At 66.8% G+C, this 15612-nt stretch carries 13 protein-coding genes; 6 read left to right on the top strand and 7 right to left on the bottom strand.

What is annotated here, in order from left to right:
* Positions 1-123: 123 nt before the first annotated feature.
* Together JWQ90_RS03120 and JWQ90_RS03115 are read left to right on the top strand one after the other, a co-directional pair.
* Positions 124-501 (top strand): hypothetical protein, encoded by a 378-nt coding sequence (locus JWQ90_RS03120; protein ID WP_299689246.1) that lies wholly within the window; start codon positions 124-126, stop codon positions 499-501.
* Between the two features lie 112 nt (positions 502-613).
* The gene (locus JWQ90_RS03115; protein WP_299689243.1) at positions 614-2494 is read left to right on the top strand and encodes an ATP-dependent DNA helicase RecQ; all 1881 of its coding nucleotides are present in this window, start codon (positions 614-616) and stop codon (positions 2492-2494) included.
* Between the two features lie 89 nt (positions 2495-2583).
* Here JWQ90_RS03115 and JWQ90_RS03110 read toward each other — a convergent pair whose 3' ends face one another.
* Complete coding sequence (locus tag JWQ90_RS03110; RefSeq protein WP_299689240.1) at positions 2584-3852, bottom strand: sulfotransferase; 1269 nt, start codon at positions 3850-3852, stop codon at positions 2584-2586.
* A 103-nt stretch (positions 3853-3955) separates the two neighbouring features.
* Complete coding sequence (locus tag JWQ90_RS03105; protein WP_299689237.1) at positions 3956-4453, bottom strand: hypothetical protein; 498 nt, start codon at positions 4451-4453, stop codon at positions 3956-3958.
* A gap of 138 nt (positions 4454-4591) precedes the next feature.
* Here JWQ90_RS03105 and JWQ90_RS03100 point away from each other — a divergent pair, with 138 nt between their 5' ends.
* Positions 4592-5917 carry a hypothetical protein gene (locus JWQ90_RS03100; RefSeq protein WP_299689234.1) on the top strand — a complete coding sequence of 442 codons (1326 nt, stop codon included), beginning with the start codon at positions 4592-4594 and terminating at the stop codon, positions 5915-5917.
* 78 nt (positions 5918-5995) lie between these two features.
* Here JWQ90_RS03100 and ettA read toward each other — a convergent pair whose 3' ends face one another.
* The 4 genes from ettA to JWQ90_RS03080 form a co-directional block, all read right to left on the bottom strand.
* Complete coding sequence (ettA, locus tag JWQ90_RS03095; protein WP_299689231.1) at positions 5996-7660, bottom strand: energy-dependent translational throttle protein EttA; 1665 nt, start codon at positions 7658-7660, stop codon at positions 5996-5998.
* Between the two features lie 92 nt (positions 7661-7752).
* Positions 7753-8523, bottom strand: coding sequence for a glycosyltransferase family 25 protein (locus tag JWQ90_RS03090; RefSeq protein ID WP_299689228.1), 771 nt, complete (start codon positions 8521-8523; stop codon positions 7753-7755).
* Between the two features lie 45 nt (positions 8524-8568).
* A complete protein-coding gene (locus tag JWQ90_RS03085; protein ID WP_299689225.1) occupies positions 8569-10350 on the bottom strand; it encodes an ABC transporter ATP-binding protein in 1782 nt (593 codons plus the stop codon).
* Positions 10351-10366: 16 nt separating this feature from the next.
* Complete coding sequence (locus JWQ90_RS03080) at positions 10367-11518, bottom strand: hypothetical protein (protein ID WP_299689223.1); 1152 nt, start codon at positions 11516-11518, stop codon at positions 10367-10369.
* Between the two features lie 87 nt (positions 11519-11605).
* On the opposite strand from JWQ90_RS03080, the gene JWQ90_RS03075 reads away from it, so the two are divergent.
* Both JWQ90_RS03075 and JWQ90_RS03070 read left to right on the top strand, forming a co-directional pair.
* Entirely contained in the window at positions 11606-12466 is an 861-nt protein-coding gene (locus tag JWQ90_RS03075) for a glycosyl transferase (protein ID WP_299689221.1), read from the top strand.
* Between the two features lie 7 nt (positions 12467-12473).
* Complete coding sequence (locus JWQ90_RS03070; protein WP_299689219.1) at positions 12474-13520, top strand: ELM1/GtrOC1 family putative glycosyltransferase; 1047 nt, start codon at positions 12474-12476, stop codon at positions 13518-13520.
* A 71-nt stretch (positions 13521-13591) separates the two neighbouring features.
* Here JWQ90_RS03070 and JWQ90_RS03065 read toward each other — a convergent pair whose 3' ends face one another.
* Positions 13592-14671, bottom strand: a complete 1080-nt coding sequence (locus JWQ90_RS03065; protein WP_299689217.1) for a glycosyltransferase — start codon at positions 14669-14671, stop codon at positions 13592-13594.
* 91 nt (positions 14672-14762) lie between these two features.
* Between JWQ90_RS03065 and JWQ90_RS03060 the strand changes: the two genes are divergently transcribed.
* Positions 14763-15605, top strand: coding sequence for a hypothetical protein (locus tag JWQ90_RS03060; protein ID WP_299689214.1), 843 nt, complete (start codon positions 14763-14765; stop codon positions 15603-15605).
* Positions 15606-15612: the final 7 nt, after the last annotated feature.

Genomic DNA, 15612 nt, shown 5'->3' with positions numbered 1-15612 from the left:
GCAAAATTGGCTTGAGCGCGGGCTCGCCGCTTGTCGGCAGTCGGGCAGGCCCGGAGCTCTCGGATCTATCGTGGGTCGACCTCACCTGGGGAGTCTTTCATGCGTATCGAATCGCGTTTTGCAATGCCGCTGCTGCTGCTGCTGTCGTTTGCTGTGTGTGGTACCTCGCAGGCGCAGGACGCGCCGCCGACCGCCGACGATGTCGCGGCCCAGTGCGCGGCTCATCCGGCGCGCTGCAGCGCGATAAAGGCGAGGGCCGAGACGGCGAAGGCCAAATGCGCGGCCGACACGAACTGTGCGCAGAAGGCGGCGGCGGCCAAGACCAAGGTCGAAGCGGCGAAAGAGCAGTGCGCTGCCAATCCCGAGGCGTGCGAGCAGAAGAAGGCGGAAATGAAATCGGACGCCGAGGCTGCCAAGGCCAAGTGCGCGGCAGACCCGGCGACCTGCAAGAGCGACATGGCGGCGAAGTTCAAAGCCCGCAAGGCCGCCAGCGGCCAATGAGCCAATAAGCCAATAAGTAAGTGATTGAGCGGCGCCGATCCGGCGCCGCTTCCGCGGATGGTTTTTGAAGTAGGTCATGCCAGCTGCGTGCTACTGGCCGTATCCTGTGCGCATGCTTTCCTCCGATCTCGATGCGGCGCTGACGCGCCTCGGCTACGCTTCCTTTCGTCCCGGCCAGCGTGAGGCCATCGACACGCTGCTCGACACCGGCCGCGCGCTGCTGGTGGCGCCCACCGGCGGCGGCAAGAGCCTGTGCTATCAGCTGCCGGCACTGCTGCTGCCGGGCACCACGCTGGTGATTTCGCCGCTGATCGCGCTGATGCAGGATCAGGTCGGCGCGCTGCAGGCGCGCGGCGTGCCGGCGACCTTCTTCGCCTCCACGCTCGGCGCCGCCGAGGCGCGCGAGCGGCTCGACGCGCTCGACCGCGGCGAATACAAGCTGATCTACATCGCACCCGAGCGCCTGACGCTGCCGGGTTTCCGCGAGCGTCTGCGCCGGCTCGGCTGCCCGCTGGTGGCGGTCGACGAGGCGCATTGCATCAGCGAATGGGGGCATGACTTCCGGCCCGAGTACGGCCAGCTCGGCGAACTGCTGCGCGAGATGCAGCCGCCGCGAATCCTGGCCTGTACCGCCACCGCGACGCCGATCGTCCGCGACGAAATCCTGGTGCGGCTGGGCCTGCCGGCGGATACCGCGCAGCTGGTTCGCGGATTCGCCCGGCCTAACCTGGCGCTGCGCGCGGCCGAGATCGGCGGCGGCCGTGAACGCGCGGCGCGGGTCGATGCGGTGCTGGCGGAGACGCTATTCGCGCCCGGCGGCGGCCGCGGCGCGGCGATCGTCTACACGCCGACGCGGCGGCTCGCCGAAGAGGAGGGCGCGCGGCTGGCCGCGGCCGGCTGGAAGGCGACGGTCTATCACGCCGGCCTGTCACCCGATACGCGCTCGACTGCCCAGGCCGCGTTCACGCGTGGCGACGCCGAGATCGTCTGCGCGACCAATGCCTTCGGTATGGGTATCGATCGTGGCGACGTGCGCTGCGTGGTGCACCTGGGGCCGCCGGGGTCCATCGAGGCGTATTACCAGGAGGTCGGCCGCGCCGGCCGCGACGGCACCGACGCGGTCGGCCTGATGTGCTGGCAGCAATCCGATCTGCCGATGCGCCGGCGGCTGCTGGAGTCGCCGTCCTCGTTCGATGGCACGCCCGACCCCGACGTGGTCGAGCACAAGTGGAATCTTTTTCTCGAGCTGATCCGCTGGGCCGACGGCGCCGCCTGCCGTCACGACGCGATCCTGCGCTACTTCGGCGACGAGGCCGAAACCCTGCACGGCTGCGGCCGCTGCGACGTCTGCCAGGCGCTGGGCAACGTCGACGACGTGTCGAGCGAGGAAGCCTCGCTGCTGGCGCGCAAGCTGCTGTCCGGCGTCGCGCGTGTGCAGAACCGTTATGGATTGAAGCAGGCGGTGCGCCTGCTGCGCGGCGAAGCCGAAGACCGGCTCGAGCGCGATGGCCTGACCCGGGTCGCGACTTTCGGCTTGCTGCGCGATCGCAGCGAGGCCTGGATTCAGCGCGCGCTGTCGCGTTGCGTGACCGCCGGCTGGGTCGGCTTCACCGGCGATCTGCATCCGGTCGTGCGGCTCACCGACGACGGGGTCGCGGTGATGCGCGGCCAGCGCGTCGCGCGCTGGTTGCCGCCCGGCGACGCGGCACAGCCGGCGTCGAAAACCCGTGGCGCAAAACCTGCCCGCATCGCACCCGACGAGCAGCCGCTGGATTCGATCGAGCAGCTGCTGTTCGAGTCGCTGCGCGAAGTGCGGCTCGAGCTGGCCAAGTCCGAAGGCGTGCCGGCCTACGTGATCGCGCACGATCGCACGCTGCGCGAACTCGCGCGCATGCATCCGCGTGACCGCGACGAGCTGCGCGCGGTACCCGGTTTCGGTGAGCGCAAACTGGAGCGCTATGCGGATGCGTTTCTGAAAGTGCTGGGGCGATAAGCCTTCATCGCGGTCAAGGACCGCTCCTACAGGCTTTTTGCGCAAGCTCGATTCGCAACTGTAGGAGCGGTCCTTGACCGCGATTCCCCCTACAAATACGCAGCAAACCTTTCACGGTAGCTCGCAAAACGCGTGTTGACCTGATCCGCAGTCAAGCCGTAATCCTCGAGCCGGTACTGGTGCTTGCCGTGCTTGTGCTGGGGATTGCCGGCCAGCCAGCGGCGCATCGCGGCCTCGGCTTCCGGCGTGAACGTCTCGCCGCGCGCCGCATAGATATCGCGTACCGCGACGAAGGGATCGCTGATCATCTGCTTGTAGGCGACATCGACGAAGCGCGGCTCGGCACCGGCTGCGCGCAATGTGCTCGCGTCGTCGCAGCCCTGGGCCCAGCGCTCCACCCAGTCACTGCCCAACAGGCGCGGGTCGGCGTAGTCGCTGAGCAGGGTCTGCACCACGCTGAACAGGCTGCAGACCGAGGGCATCACGCTGACCGGATCGCGATGTGTCTGCACCAGGGTCGCGTCCGGAAAAACGTCCAGCAGCGCCTTGATGCCGAACAGGTGCACCGGGCACTTCAGCACCCAGTGATCGCGCGGCCGGCGCCAGCCCAGCAACTGCAACTGCCGCTTGAAATATCGGTAAGAGCCGCGCTGATCCTGCTGCCCGAACCAGCTGCGATAGCCGGACAGATCGTTCATCAGCTCGTAGGCGTTGCTGATCAAGGTGGTCATCAGCAGGCCGACGCATTCCTCGGGCTCGTCGACCACCAGCTCGTGCGCGGTGACGAAGTCCGGCGCGCCCCAGTTCATCATCTTGATGCGGAACGCGGCGCGCGCGATGCGCGGATCGGTGGCGATGCTCGCATCGTCCGGGGGCGGTGACGGGAAGATCATCTCCCAGGTCGCCAGCGAGCGCACCGCGGGATCGCGCGCCAGCAGTCTTTGCAGCAGGGTCGAGCCGGTGCGCGGCAGGCCGACGATGAACACCGGCCGGTGGATTTCGACGTCCAGTATTTCCGGATGCTGAGTGAAATCGCGCTGCATGCGCAGCCGGTTCTCGAGCAGCCGCTTCAGGTAATTGCGCACGACGATGCGTCCGCCGAGATTCAGGCGCGCATCGTTTTCGAACGAGTGGCACAGCACCTCCAGCGGCTCGCGCAGCGGCTCGTCGCCCCAGTCGGACAGGCCGGTGGATGCCTGCGCGCGCCGTATCAGGTCGTCGGTATCCAGGCGCACCCAGGCCGCGCCGTCGCGGCCCCAGGCGCGGCCCGCAGCGTTCAGCCCCTTCAGCAGGACGGGCGCGTGCGGTGCCCGGTATATCGAATTTTGTGCAGCGCGCTGCGTCGGTCCCTGTGTCATCGCCCCTTCCTTCATGTTGCCGTTCTGTTGCCAGTTTCGAGCAGCAATTCGAAAGCCAGCTGCCGATCTAGACAAGCGCCGGTTCGCCGGTCCGCGTGGACCCTCAGGGCGGCAGCGACACGCCTTTGTCGCGCGCGACCGCCGCAATGCCGCTCTCGAGCATGTCGTACTGCGTATCGGTGATGGCCTGCAGCTTGTCGTAGGCGTTGAGCGTGTCCTGCGCATAGCTACAGGCGCCGGTCGGATTGGCCGCCTTGATGCCGGGCGCGGTGCTGCGACCGATCTGCACTGAAAACAGCGGCTCTTTCTTGCTCTGTTCGAGCTTGCTGTAAGCCGCGGTCGCACGCGCCTTGCCGAAATAGGCCTTGCGGTCTGTCTCGGTCCAGACGCCGGCGCTGATCAGCGCCTTGGCTTCGGCGTCGATTTTGTAGAGGCGATCGGCGGTGTGTTTGTTCAAGGCGGCCTGCTTGGCGGCATCGTCGGCTTCGAAGGTCGAGTTCAGCGCCTGCGCTTGGGCGAGGTCGCGGCAATCGCTGGCATTGGCGGCCGGGCAGGCGAGGCAGACGAGGCTGGCCCAGATCAGGCCGGTGCGAAAGCTCATTGGATCTCCTTGTGGTGGCGGGTGGTCGGTGCAGGAAACGCGCCAGTGAGCATCGTAATACCTGCCCGGCTGTGCTGCGTTCCGTCAGCGTTCATCAGTATCGAAGCATTGTCCGGGCGAGTAACGGAGATTCACCGCATGGACGCGCCAAACTACCGCCGTAAGCTGCTGCTGGTTGCGCTGTACCTGATCTCGGGCCTGTGTTCGATCATGTTCAGCGCCACCGCCAGCGCTTTTGCATCCGACGTCTGCTTCTCCAGCGACAACGCCTATTTCAACTGTATCCCGCTGCCCGCGGACTGTCCGCCGGGCGACGATTCCAGCGACTGCATCGCGGAGTTTTCCGCCTCCGCTACTGATGCCGCGTTGAACACCGCCAGCGTCGGCGGGCAACGCAGTGTGCTGCACATGGATTACAGTTTTTATCTCGCGCAGTACCTTGGGTTCTCGGGGAGTCAGGCCTACACGATCGCCGCCTACAGCGAGGCGATGGATGTCGACCAGTACATTCCGCGCGGCAAGAATGGCGCCCTGATCGTCGATCCCGCGACTTGTGTGACCACGCCGGATGCGAGCGGCTGCGACAAGATCACCCGGTCGATCGACGGCCTGAATCGCAGCAATATCGAAACCGGCGGCGTGTTCTTCCATTTCGATTCGCCCTACAGCGGCAAGGTCAACGAGCCGGTCGCCAGTGTCGATGGTCTCGATCCCGACAGCACCGACAGCACTCCCGAACTGCTGCTGGCCCATGTGAAGCACTGGGCCGATCCGATCTACGGCAGCGATCTGCTGTGCACGCACGGCATCACCTCGCGCAGTACCGCCGGCGACTATGCTACCGGCAGCACCTGCTACCAGCCCGCCGGCGGCAAGCTGATCAAGGGCAAGATGGCGGTGGTCGAAACCACCGAGCAGGAGACCGCACCGTTCACGTTCACGGTGCCGACCGGCGAGCAGACCATCAGCACGCCGACCGACGGCAGCGCGACGATCAGTAGCTCGAGCTTCGACAGCTACGTCGGCGACAAGGCGCGCTATGCACGGATCGGCATCTACCTGCACGCCTACCAGGACCGGATCTCGCATCACCGTTGCCTGGATCAGTCGGCGCTGAGCGGTCCGCTATCGAACACGGTCGCGTTCAAGGCGCTGCTGAACGACGACGCCTGCGTGCAGGGTGAGCACATCATCCGCCACGGCTGGGAAGTCGGCGTCCCGCAGACCGAGCTGCAGCCAGCCGACCAGACCATGGCGGCTGCGGTCAGCGGCTCGTACGATGAATTGCTGACCATCGCCAAGGACATGGGCATCGCGCTGTCGCGTGCCAGTGATTCATCGAACCGGCAGAAATTCATCGACGACTTCACCGCCGCATTGCAGACGCCCGCCGCGAAGGATCGGGTCAAGGCGCTGGCGTCGCTGGGCAGCAGCTATGGGTTGAAGCCGATGCCAGGGTTCTGACATTCGTAGGGCGGGTCGAGACCCGCCGCCTTTCTTGGCAGGTGACGAAAAACGGCGGGTCTCGACCCGCCCTACACGTCAGCCCAGCTTCTTGTGCCGCGACCGCCGGTTGATGCCCGGCTCCGCACCCGTGCGGCGGCGGAAGTCATCTTCGTATTCCTTGTAGTTGCCTTCAAGGAAGGTGATTTCGCCGCTGTCTTCAAACGCCAGGATGTGCGTGGAGACGCGATCCAGAAACCAGCGATCATGCGAGATCACCAGCGCGCAGCCGCTGAAATCCAGCAGCGCTTCTTCCAGCGCGCGCAGAGTTTCGACGTCGAGATCGTTGGTCGGCTCGTCCAGCAGCAACACGTTGCCGCCGGACAGCAGCAGTTTCGCCAGATGCAGGCGGTTGCGTTCGCCGCCGGACAGGTCCTTGACGCGCTTGCCCTGGCTGTCGCCCTTGAAGTTGAAGCGGCCGATGTAGGCGCGCGCCGGCATTTCGAAATTGCCGGCGCGGATGATGTCGTTGCCGCCGGAGATTTCCTGGAACACGGTCTTGTCGCCGTCGAGCGCGTCGCGGCTCTGGTCGACGTAGGCGAGCTTTACGGTTTCGCCGATGCGGATGCTGCCGGCATCCGGCTGCTCCTGCCCGAGCAGCATGCGGAACAGCGTGGTCTTGCCGCGGCCGTTGGCGCCGACGATGCCGACGATCGCGCCCTTGGGCACGGTGAAGTTCAGGCCCGAATACAGCAGGCGGTCGCCGTACTTCTTGGCGACGTCCTTGACCTCGATCACGGTGTCGCCCAGACGCGGGCCGGGCGGGATGTACAGCTCCTTGGTTTCGGCGCGCTTCTGGAATTCCTGGCTGGCCATTTCCTCGTAGGCTTTCAAACGCGCCTTGGATTTGGACTGGCGGCCCTTGGGGTTCTTGCGAACCCATTCCAGCTCTTCCTTCATCGCGCGCGAATGCGCGTCCTCGCTCTTCTGCTCGTTTGACAGGCGCTTTTCCTTACCCTCCAGCCAGGTCGAGTAATTGCCCTGCCAGGGGATGCCGTGGCCGCGATCGAGTTCCAGAATCCAGCCGGCGACGTTGTCGAGGAAGTAGCGGTCATGGGTGACCGCGATGATGGTGCCGGGGAAGTCCTTCAGGAACTTCTCCAGCCAGGCCACCGACTCGGCGTCGAGATGGTTGGTCGGCTCGTCCAGCAGAATCATGTCGGGCTTGCTCAGCAGCAGGCGGCACAGCGCGACACGGCGGCGCTCGCCGCCCGAGAGCTTGGTGACGTCGGCGTCCCAGGCCGGCAGGTTCAGCGCTTCGCCGGCCTTGTCCAGCACCACGTCGAGGTTGTTGCCGTCGTTGGCCGCCAGGATGTTCTCCAGCTCCTGCTGCTTGGCGGCGAGCTTGTCGAAGTCGGCGTTCTCTTCCGCATAGGCCGCATAGACCGCTTCGAGTTCGGCCTGTGCGCCAGTGATGTGCGACATCGCCTCCATCACGTTCTCGCGCACGTTCTTGGCCGGGTCCAGCTGCGGCTCCTGCGGCAGATAGCCGACCTTGAGGCCCGGCATCGGCCTGGCCTCGCCGTGATAATCCTTGTCGACGCCGGCCATGATCTTCAGCAGCGTGGATTTACCCGCGCCGTTGTAGCCGAGCACGCCGATCTTGGCGCCGGGGAAGAAGGACAGCGAGATGTCGCGAAGAATTTCCTTCTTCGGCGGGACGGTCTTGCCGACCCGGTTCATCGTGTAGACGTATTGGCTCATGTTCTCGAAGCGGGGGATTGATGCGAAATATTTCCGGTGCGGCAGGCGCCGGACCGTGCGGGCCGTGATTATCGGTTACAGCGCTCCCGGTGTCATGGAATCGCGGCCCGGGCCGCCAGTGCACGGCCATACGGCGTCGCGCCGCGGCCGCTCAACCTGAGCCGCATCAGCCGCTGCAGCCTCAGCGCCTGCGCGTTGCGCCGGATCCGCTCGATCCAGCGCTGCAGCCGATTCCCGCGCGCGGAACGCCGGGCTCGCAGGCCCAGCGCGGCGATATCGCTGTGGTTCGAGTTGCGCGGGCTTGCCAGCGGCGGCGCCGCGAGCAGCACGTCCAGGCCGTTATGCCAGGCCTGATCGAGAACGCGGTCGACCGGCTGCCGCGGTTCGGCGAAGTCGCGCAACAGCCGGCGGGCACCTTGCTGCGAAACCAGATAGGCATGCATGCCGCTGGCATTGCGGCTTGGCGCCAGCAGATCGATACCGGGTGCGATCTCGGCGATTTTGAAGCCGCAAGGCCGCATCAGGCTGCCGAGGCGGATGACGTCGACGCCCAGCGGCATTTGCGCGATCGCCTCGCAAGCCTGGGCGAGACGCCGATCGATCAGCACATCGTCCTCGAGCACCAGCGCAAAAGCGAGTTGCCGGTCAATGACTTGCGCCCAGATCCGCGTGTGGCTGAGATAGCAGGCGATTTCGCCGCGCGAAGGCTGGCCGGCGTCGCGATACGCCGCCAATTCAAGCGTGTTTCCGTCGACCGCGGCGACGAACTCGGCCCGCAGTCCGGCCGCGGCCAACTGTGCGTCGATAGCGGCGCGGCGATCGGCTCGGCGCAGCAGATTGATAACGAAGATCGAGACAGGCATTGCCGGCCGATTGTTTGCCAGACGGCATTAACGCCCCGTTACTTCCTAATGATTCGTAGCGATATCGATCAGAGGAGCCGAGGTACTGCCGGATTCCAGGCGCAGCACGCGGCTGGCGAGCTTGAGCCAGGCCGGATGATGGGTTACCGACAATACCGTCATGCCGCGATCGCGCACCAGGCGCGCGACGTTGTCGATGATCAGGGTCTCGGTTTCCGGATCGAGTGCGCTGGTGGCTTCGTCGAGTATCAGCAGGCGCGGCTCGTGCACCAGCGCACGTGCCAGCGCGATGCGCTGGCGCTGGCCGCCGGACAACGCCGAGCCGCGTTCGCCGGCGATGGTCGCGGTGCCCTGCGGCAGGCTGCGCACGAAGTCCAGCGCGCCGGCCGCCTGCAGCGCGCGTTCGACATCCTCGTCGGAAAAGCGCGGTTCGCCCAGCGTGATGTTGGCCGCGATCGAGTCGTGGAACAGGATCAGCTCCTGTGGCACGTAGCCGATCAGCGAGCGCCATTGCATCAGGTCGAGATCGGCCATCGGCACGCCGTCGATCCAGACCTCGCCTTTCTGCGGCCGATGGAAGCCGAGCAGCAGGTCGACCAGCGTAGTCTTGCCGGCGCCGGAAGGGCCGGTCAGCGCGATCAGCTCGCCGGCGCCGATCTGCAGGTCGAGATTGCGCAGCGTCGCACGCTCGTCGTAGCCGAAGCTGACGTTGCGGAACTCGATGCCGCGCTCCAGCGTCGGGGTGCCGCCGCCGTAGGTTTCCTCGCGCGCTGCGGTGGATTCGTTGACCGCCTCGCGCACCGATTTCAGCGCGTGCTGGTTGGCGTAGAAATTCTGCAGCTCCTGCTGCGCCTTGCCCGTGACCAGCACGGTTTTCGCCAGCAGCAGGCTCATCACGATGACTTCGCCGATCGGCAGTTCGAGCACCCGCAGCGCGACGAAAATGCCGAGCGACAGGCAGATCGCCAGGATCGGTTCCTGCAGCGCCTTGTTGACGTTCTTCGAGAACACCTGGCGCCGCGAGGCTTTGCGCACCTGCTTGAGGTCACGATCGAACAGCAGCGCGAAACGCGCCTGCCGCGACATCGCCTTCATCGGCTTGATGCCGATCAGCACGTCGGTCAGCCGGCCGAGGATCGAGCGCAGCAGCTTCTGCTGCAGCTTGGCGCTGCGCTTGGCCGCGAGCAGAAAGCGGTTCAGCGAGCCGAGCATGATGCCGCTGACCAGCAGCGTGAACAGCGCCAGCCGCCAAGACACCAGCGCCGCGATGCTCAGATACACCACCGCCTGCACCAGCTGCGACAGCATCTGCATCGCCGCGTTGTAGGCGTCGCCGGCGGCATTCGCCTCGGCGCCGAGCGCATTGGAAAAGCGCCCGACCGGCTGGCGCACGTAGTAGCTCCAGCGCGCGCGCAGCAGCGCCTCGACCAGGCCGATGCGCAGCTTGGCCGCGACGTCGGCGACCGCGCCGCCGATCTGGCGCAGCGCGACGATCATCAGTGCGCCCTTGGTCAGCACACCGCCGACGACGATGCACAGCAGCAGCGCCGGGTTGGTCGGGACGTGCAGGGTCTGCAGCAGATCGAGAATCGCGCGGCTCATCGGGCTGGTCTTGCCGGTGCCGTCGCCGAGCACCGAGATCAGCGGCAGCAGGGTCGCGATGCCGAAGCCGTCGGCGAGGCTGGCGAAGACCACGCACAGCGCGACCGCGAAGTTGCGCCTGGGGGAGATCAGGCCGGAGAAACGCCAGAACAGCGGCACCCGCAAACCGCTGCTGCGCAGCGGCGTGACGGTAGGGGTCGGCGGTGGAGTCGGTGTCGGGTTCATCGTGACGGCGCGAATCCTAACTGTTTCCGCCGCCGTTTCGCCCGGGCTTGGCGGCCCCGGCCAGGAAACCGACGATCGCGTCGGCTCCGCGCGGCGCCGACGGGCCGGGTTCGAGCTCGAAGGTTTCGTCGACGTAAAGTCGTTGCGCGGCCGCGTGATCGCTGTGATGGGCTATGGCCCGGTCGAGTTCGTGCTCGATCCCGGCGACACTCGTCAGTACCGGGCCCAGCGCCCAGAACCGGTAGTTCGGGTCGTCGCGCCAGGCGGTGGCATGCGCGTCCAGGAACAAGCAGGGCCTCGGCCGCGACAGGAACTCGGCAAGCTGGCTGCTGACGTCGCCCAGGTACAGGTCGGCGGCCCGGGTATAGCTCATGTCGATGCTGCGTTCGCTGCCGAGATCGATGCGCATATGCGGCAGTGCCTGGTAGGGCTCGAAAGCCAGGTAGTCGGCGGCGGTCGGCGGGTCGAACAGGCGCACGTGGGGTGCGAACACCAGGTTGTAGCGGCCACCGGCGGCGAAGGCGTCGAGCACCGCGCGGCCGAACCGTGGCCAGGACGACAGGCCAGGGCGGAAGTGCGGGTTGTACAGCACCGTGGGCCGGGTATTGTCGAACAGCGCCTCGCCGGCGGCACTTTGTGCCCAATCGAACTTGGCGTAGACGCCGCTGACATAGTGGCCCGGCCGGATCAGGCCACCAGCCAGCAGGCGCTGCTCGACTTTGCGCCCGGCCATCAGCACGAAGTCGAAGTCGCGCACGTCGTCGGCGAAGCCGATCTCGCGATCTCCCGCACCGTGTCGGGTCCAGATCAGCCTGGCTTTGACGCCGATGCGGCGCAGGAACAGCGAGGTGCGTTCCGGCGTCACTACCGCATCGAAGCCGGCGAAATAGCCGCGATTGCGCAGCAGCGTGTATTGCTTGAAATGCGATTTTCCGAGTCCGGCGGCCAGCCTCAGAGCGTCGCCGGGGCCCAGCGGCAACAGGTCGAATGCGATCCGCGCCGCGGGCGCATTGCGCACGACCAGGCGCCGCGCGAAGTCCAGCAGCGCCGGGCTGGCCGCGCTGACGTGGACCTCGACCCGCGGATGGCGCGCGGCAATCGCGGCTGCGATCGGCAGCGAGTGCAGTAGCTGATGGGCTTGGGCCAGATAGGGGAAAACGACTCTCATGCGATCGACGATGGCCTGGGCGTATGCTTTGCAGCCTGAACCTTCCCCACAGGCGCGGGGGAGGGAACTTCCAATATTGCCCGAAGCATGAATCCCGATATTGTCCGTGTTTTTGTCGGCTGCGATCCGAACGACTGCGATCTCGAGCAGATGATGGTGCTCGAGCACACGATGCGAAAGCATGCCTCGCTGCCGGTCGAGATTCACTGGATGCGGCTGTCGCGCAATCCGCAAAGTTTCTGGTACTCGGACCCGCGGCAGCAGGCATCCGGCTGGCGCACCGAGCGCTGGGCGACGCCGTTCTCCGGTTTCCGCTGGGCGGTGCCGGCGCATTGCGGCTATCAGGGCCGCGCGATCTACATGGATACCGACATGATCGTGATGTCCGACATCGCCGAGCTGTGGCGTACGCCGCTGGCGGCGCCGGCGGTGTTTGCCGCGCGTCGCGAAACAGGCTTCCAGCGCTTTTGCGTGATGCTGTGGGACTGCGCCGCCGCCCGCAGCGTGCTGCCCGGTATGGACGAGCTGCGCAGCCAGCCGGACGCGCATTCGCGCCTGACCCGGCACTTCGCCGCGCATCCCGGGCAGGTGCAGGCGATGGACCCGGCTTTCAACAACATCGACGGCGATGGCCAGCCGGTCGAGCGCATCAAGATCCTGCATTACTCCGACATGGGCACGCAGTTCTCGCATCGTTACTCGCTGCCGCGGCTCGAGGCCGAAGGCGGCAGGCACTGGTTCGACGGCAAGCTGCTGGCGCATCCGCGCGGCGACCTGGCCGAGCGCTTCGAGCATGAATACCAGGACGCGCTGGCATCCGGCCGCCGCCTCGATCAGTACCGCAATCCCGAACCTTACGGCGTGCTGGTGAAGAAGTCCGAGCGGCACTATTCCGGCAATCCGGTGACGCGCGGCCTGCGCGGCTGGTTCGGGCTCAGGCCGCATTGACGCGGCGGTGACCGCGCCCCGCATCTGGCTGCTGGCCGGCCCGCGTCCCGGCGAACTGGCGCAGCAGCGGCGGCTCGCGCAGGCGCTGGGCGAAGCCTGGGAGGAGAAGCCGGTATTCGAGCCCGGATCGGCGGCGCGGCCCTCGTTCGGCTGGCGGCCGCAAGCCGCCCCATCCTGCGGGCTGAGCGCGCCCTGGCCGGAGCTGGTGATTTCGTTCGGCAAGACCTTGCAGGCGGCGCTGTGGATCAAGCACGCCAGCGGCGGCCGCGTACGCATCGTCCATCTGGGCCGGCCGCGCGGCATCGCCCCTGGGCAGCTGGATCTGATCGTGCCGATGCCGCAGGACGCAGTGCCCGATGCGCCCAACGTGTTGCGCCTGCACCTGCCCTTGAACCTGCCGCCGCGGCTGGCTGATGAGGTGCTGACGGCCGCGCGGCAGCGCCTGGAAAAGCTGCCGCGGCCGTGGACGGCGCTGATCGTCGGCGGCGTGACGCGTCACTACCACTTGGACACGGCGGCGCTGGTCGCGCTGGTGAACGAGCTGGAGCCGCGGTTGACGAAGACCGGCGGCAGTCTGCTGGTCAGCACCAGCCCGCGTACGCCGGCCGGCTGGATCGCGCCGCTGCGTGCAGCCCTGATCTCGTCGTCGGCGCTCTACGAACTCAGTGAGTACGGCGCCGCAGCGGACCGTAATGCGTACCCGGAATATCTGGCGCTGGCCGATGAATTCGTGCTGACCGGCGACACCGCCTCGATGATCGCCGACTGCTGGCGCAGCGGCCGTCCGGTGAGCGTGCTGCCGCTGCGGCCATCGCTGCGTCTGCGCCTGCGGCGGCTGGTGCGCGGCTTGTTGCCGGCGTCCCTGGTGGTGGCGCTGGTGCGCAGGGGCGCGTGGGCGTCGGCCGTCGATCTGGATCGCTGGATCGATACGCTGGCGCAGCAGGGCATCGTCGGGATTTTCGGCGAGTCGGTGCCGCGCGTGAGTTGGAGCGCGCAGGCCGACGACGATCTGCAGCGCGTCGTCTCCAGGGTCCAAGCGCTGCTCCCGCCGTAGGTCGGCAATCCCTTGCCGACGTGCATCCCCGATGCGCAATCACCGCCTCACGTCGGCAAAGGATTGCCGACCTACGCGCGCTCCGCGGCTCGCAGAATCTCTGCACACATCGCGCGAAACCGCTCGCGGCTGTAACGCTCCAGCACACTGTCGCGGGCTGCCGCACCCATCCTTGCTGCGAGTGCCGGATCGGCCGCCAGTTTCAGCAGCGCCCGGGCCAGCGCATCGACATCGTCGACCGGCACCTGCCAGCCATTGACCCCATCGATGACGCTGTGCGCCATCTGCCCAACCGGCGTCGCGATCACCGGTAGTCCAGCTTGCAGCGCCTCATGGGCGGCCAGGCAAAGCCCTTCGTTGCGCGAGGGCTGGACGTAGCCGTGCAGGCCGGCCAGGAATTGCTGGGGCCGTTCGACGTAGCCGTCGAAATGCAGGTTGCCGAGACCCAGCTCAGCGCTCAGCGCCTGCAGCCGCGGCAGCTCGTCGCCGCTGCCGGCGATGATGATCTGCATGCGCCCGGCCAGCTGGGGATCGATCTGCGCCATCCGCGCGGCCGCCCGTACCAGCACCTCGTAGCGCTTGTTCGGATGCAGCCGGCCGAGGCTGCCGAGACGGAAGATCTGACCGGGCTGCCAGGCGGCCGCCACGGGCGCGGACGGATCGGCGACGAACAGCGGCCAGACCAGGAAGCGCTCGGCCGGCAGGCCGAGTTCGCGGATCGCCCAGCCGCGCACCGCGTCGGAATCGGCAACCCAAAGCCGGGTCAGCCGCCGCGTGCGGCGCATCAGCACGACATTGATCGGCTTGAGCCAGGCATTGTGCTGCCAGCTGACCACCGGGATTTTCAGCAAGGCTCCGGCCAGCTGGCCCAGCAAAGTCGCGCGCGCCAGCGAAGTCCAGAGCAAGTCCGGCCGCTCGCGGCGCAGATAGCCGATCAGCCGCGTGAACGAGGTCGGGCCGAGACGCTCCGGGCCGAGAATCCGGTAGCGCACGCCCGCCTCGCGCAGCCGCTGCTCGGCGCGGCCGTCCTGGCGCATCAGCGCGACCACTTCGACCTGATGGCCGAGATCAGACATCGTCATGACCACGTCGGCGACCGGCAGCGCGGCGCCGCCGCCGTTGAAGCCGTTGATCAGGTAGACGATGCGCAATCGAACACGCCGGTGGACCGCGGAAGGCGCGCATTATCAGGGAATTGGCCTGCATAGTTCAGCGGTGGCCGCGGCGCGATAAGCTAGCCGGATGCGCCGATTCGCCGTTGTCACCACCTGCCACGCCGCGGGCTACCAAAGTTATGGTCGCCTGATGGTCGAAACCTTTGCCGAATTCTGGCCGCGGGAGGTGCCCCTGCTGCTCTACCACGAGGGCTTCGAGCCGGCGCCGATCCCGGGCCGGCTGGTCGCGCGCGATCTGCTGGCCTCGTCCCCGGAACTGGTGGCGTTCAAAAAGCGCCACGCGGACAACCCGCGCGCTCACGGACACATCAAGCCCTGGCGACGGCTCAAGCTGGGGCGGCTATCGATCCCGGTGCCGCTGCGGGTCAAAAAAGCGCGCTATCGCTGGGACGCGGTGCGCTTCTCGCACAAAACCTTCGCGATCTTTCACGCCGCGCGTCATACCGACGCCGATGTGCTGATCTGGATCGATGCCGACACCCGCTTCTTCGCGCCGCTGGACCCCGCCGAGCTGGACACGCTGGCGCCGGCGGACTGTGGCCTGGCCTGCCTGCGACGGCCGAAATTCACCGAGTGCGGTTTCGTCGTCTACAACCTGCGCGACCCGGCGATGCAGGATTTCCTGGCCGATTTCGAGCGTCTGTATACCGACGATGGTTTCTGGGCCGAGCGCGAATACCACGACTCCTGGCTGTTCGACGTTGCCCGCGTCCGCGCCCAGAAGAACGCCGGCATGCGCGTGCGTGACCTCGGCGAAGGGCTGGGCTGGTACGCTTCGCATGTGCTGATCAACTCGCGGCTCGGCCGTTTCATGGATCACATGAAGGGCGACCGCAAGGACGCCGGCTGTAGCCGGGCGGACGATTTGCTGGTGGCGCGGTCTGAGGAATACTGGACGCATCCGCGATGAGCCCGCG

The sequence above is a fragment of the Hydrocarboniphaga sp. genome, from assembly GCF_028291725.1.
Classification (GTDB): domain Bacteria; phylum Pseudomonadota; class Gammaproteobacteria; order Nevskiales; family Nevskiaceae; genus Hydrocarboniphaga.
The sequence above is the reverse complement of the archived record's forward strand: the minus strand, read 5'-3'. Positions and strand labels throughout refer to the sequence as shown.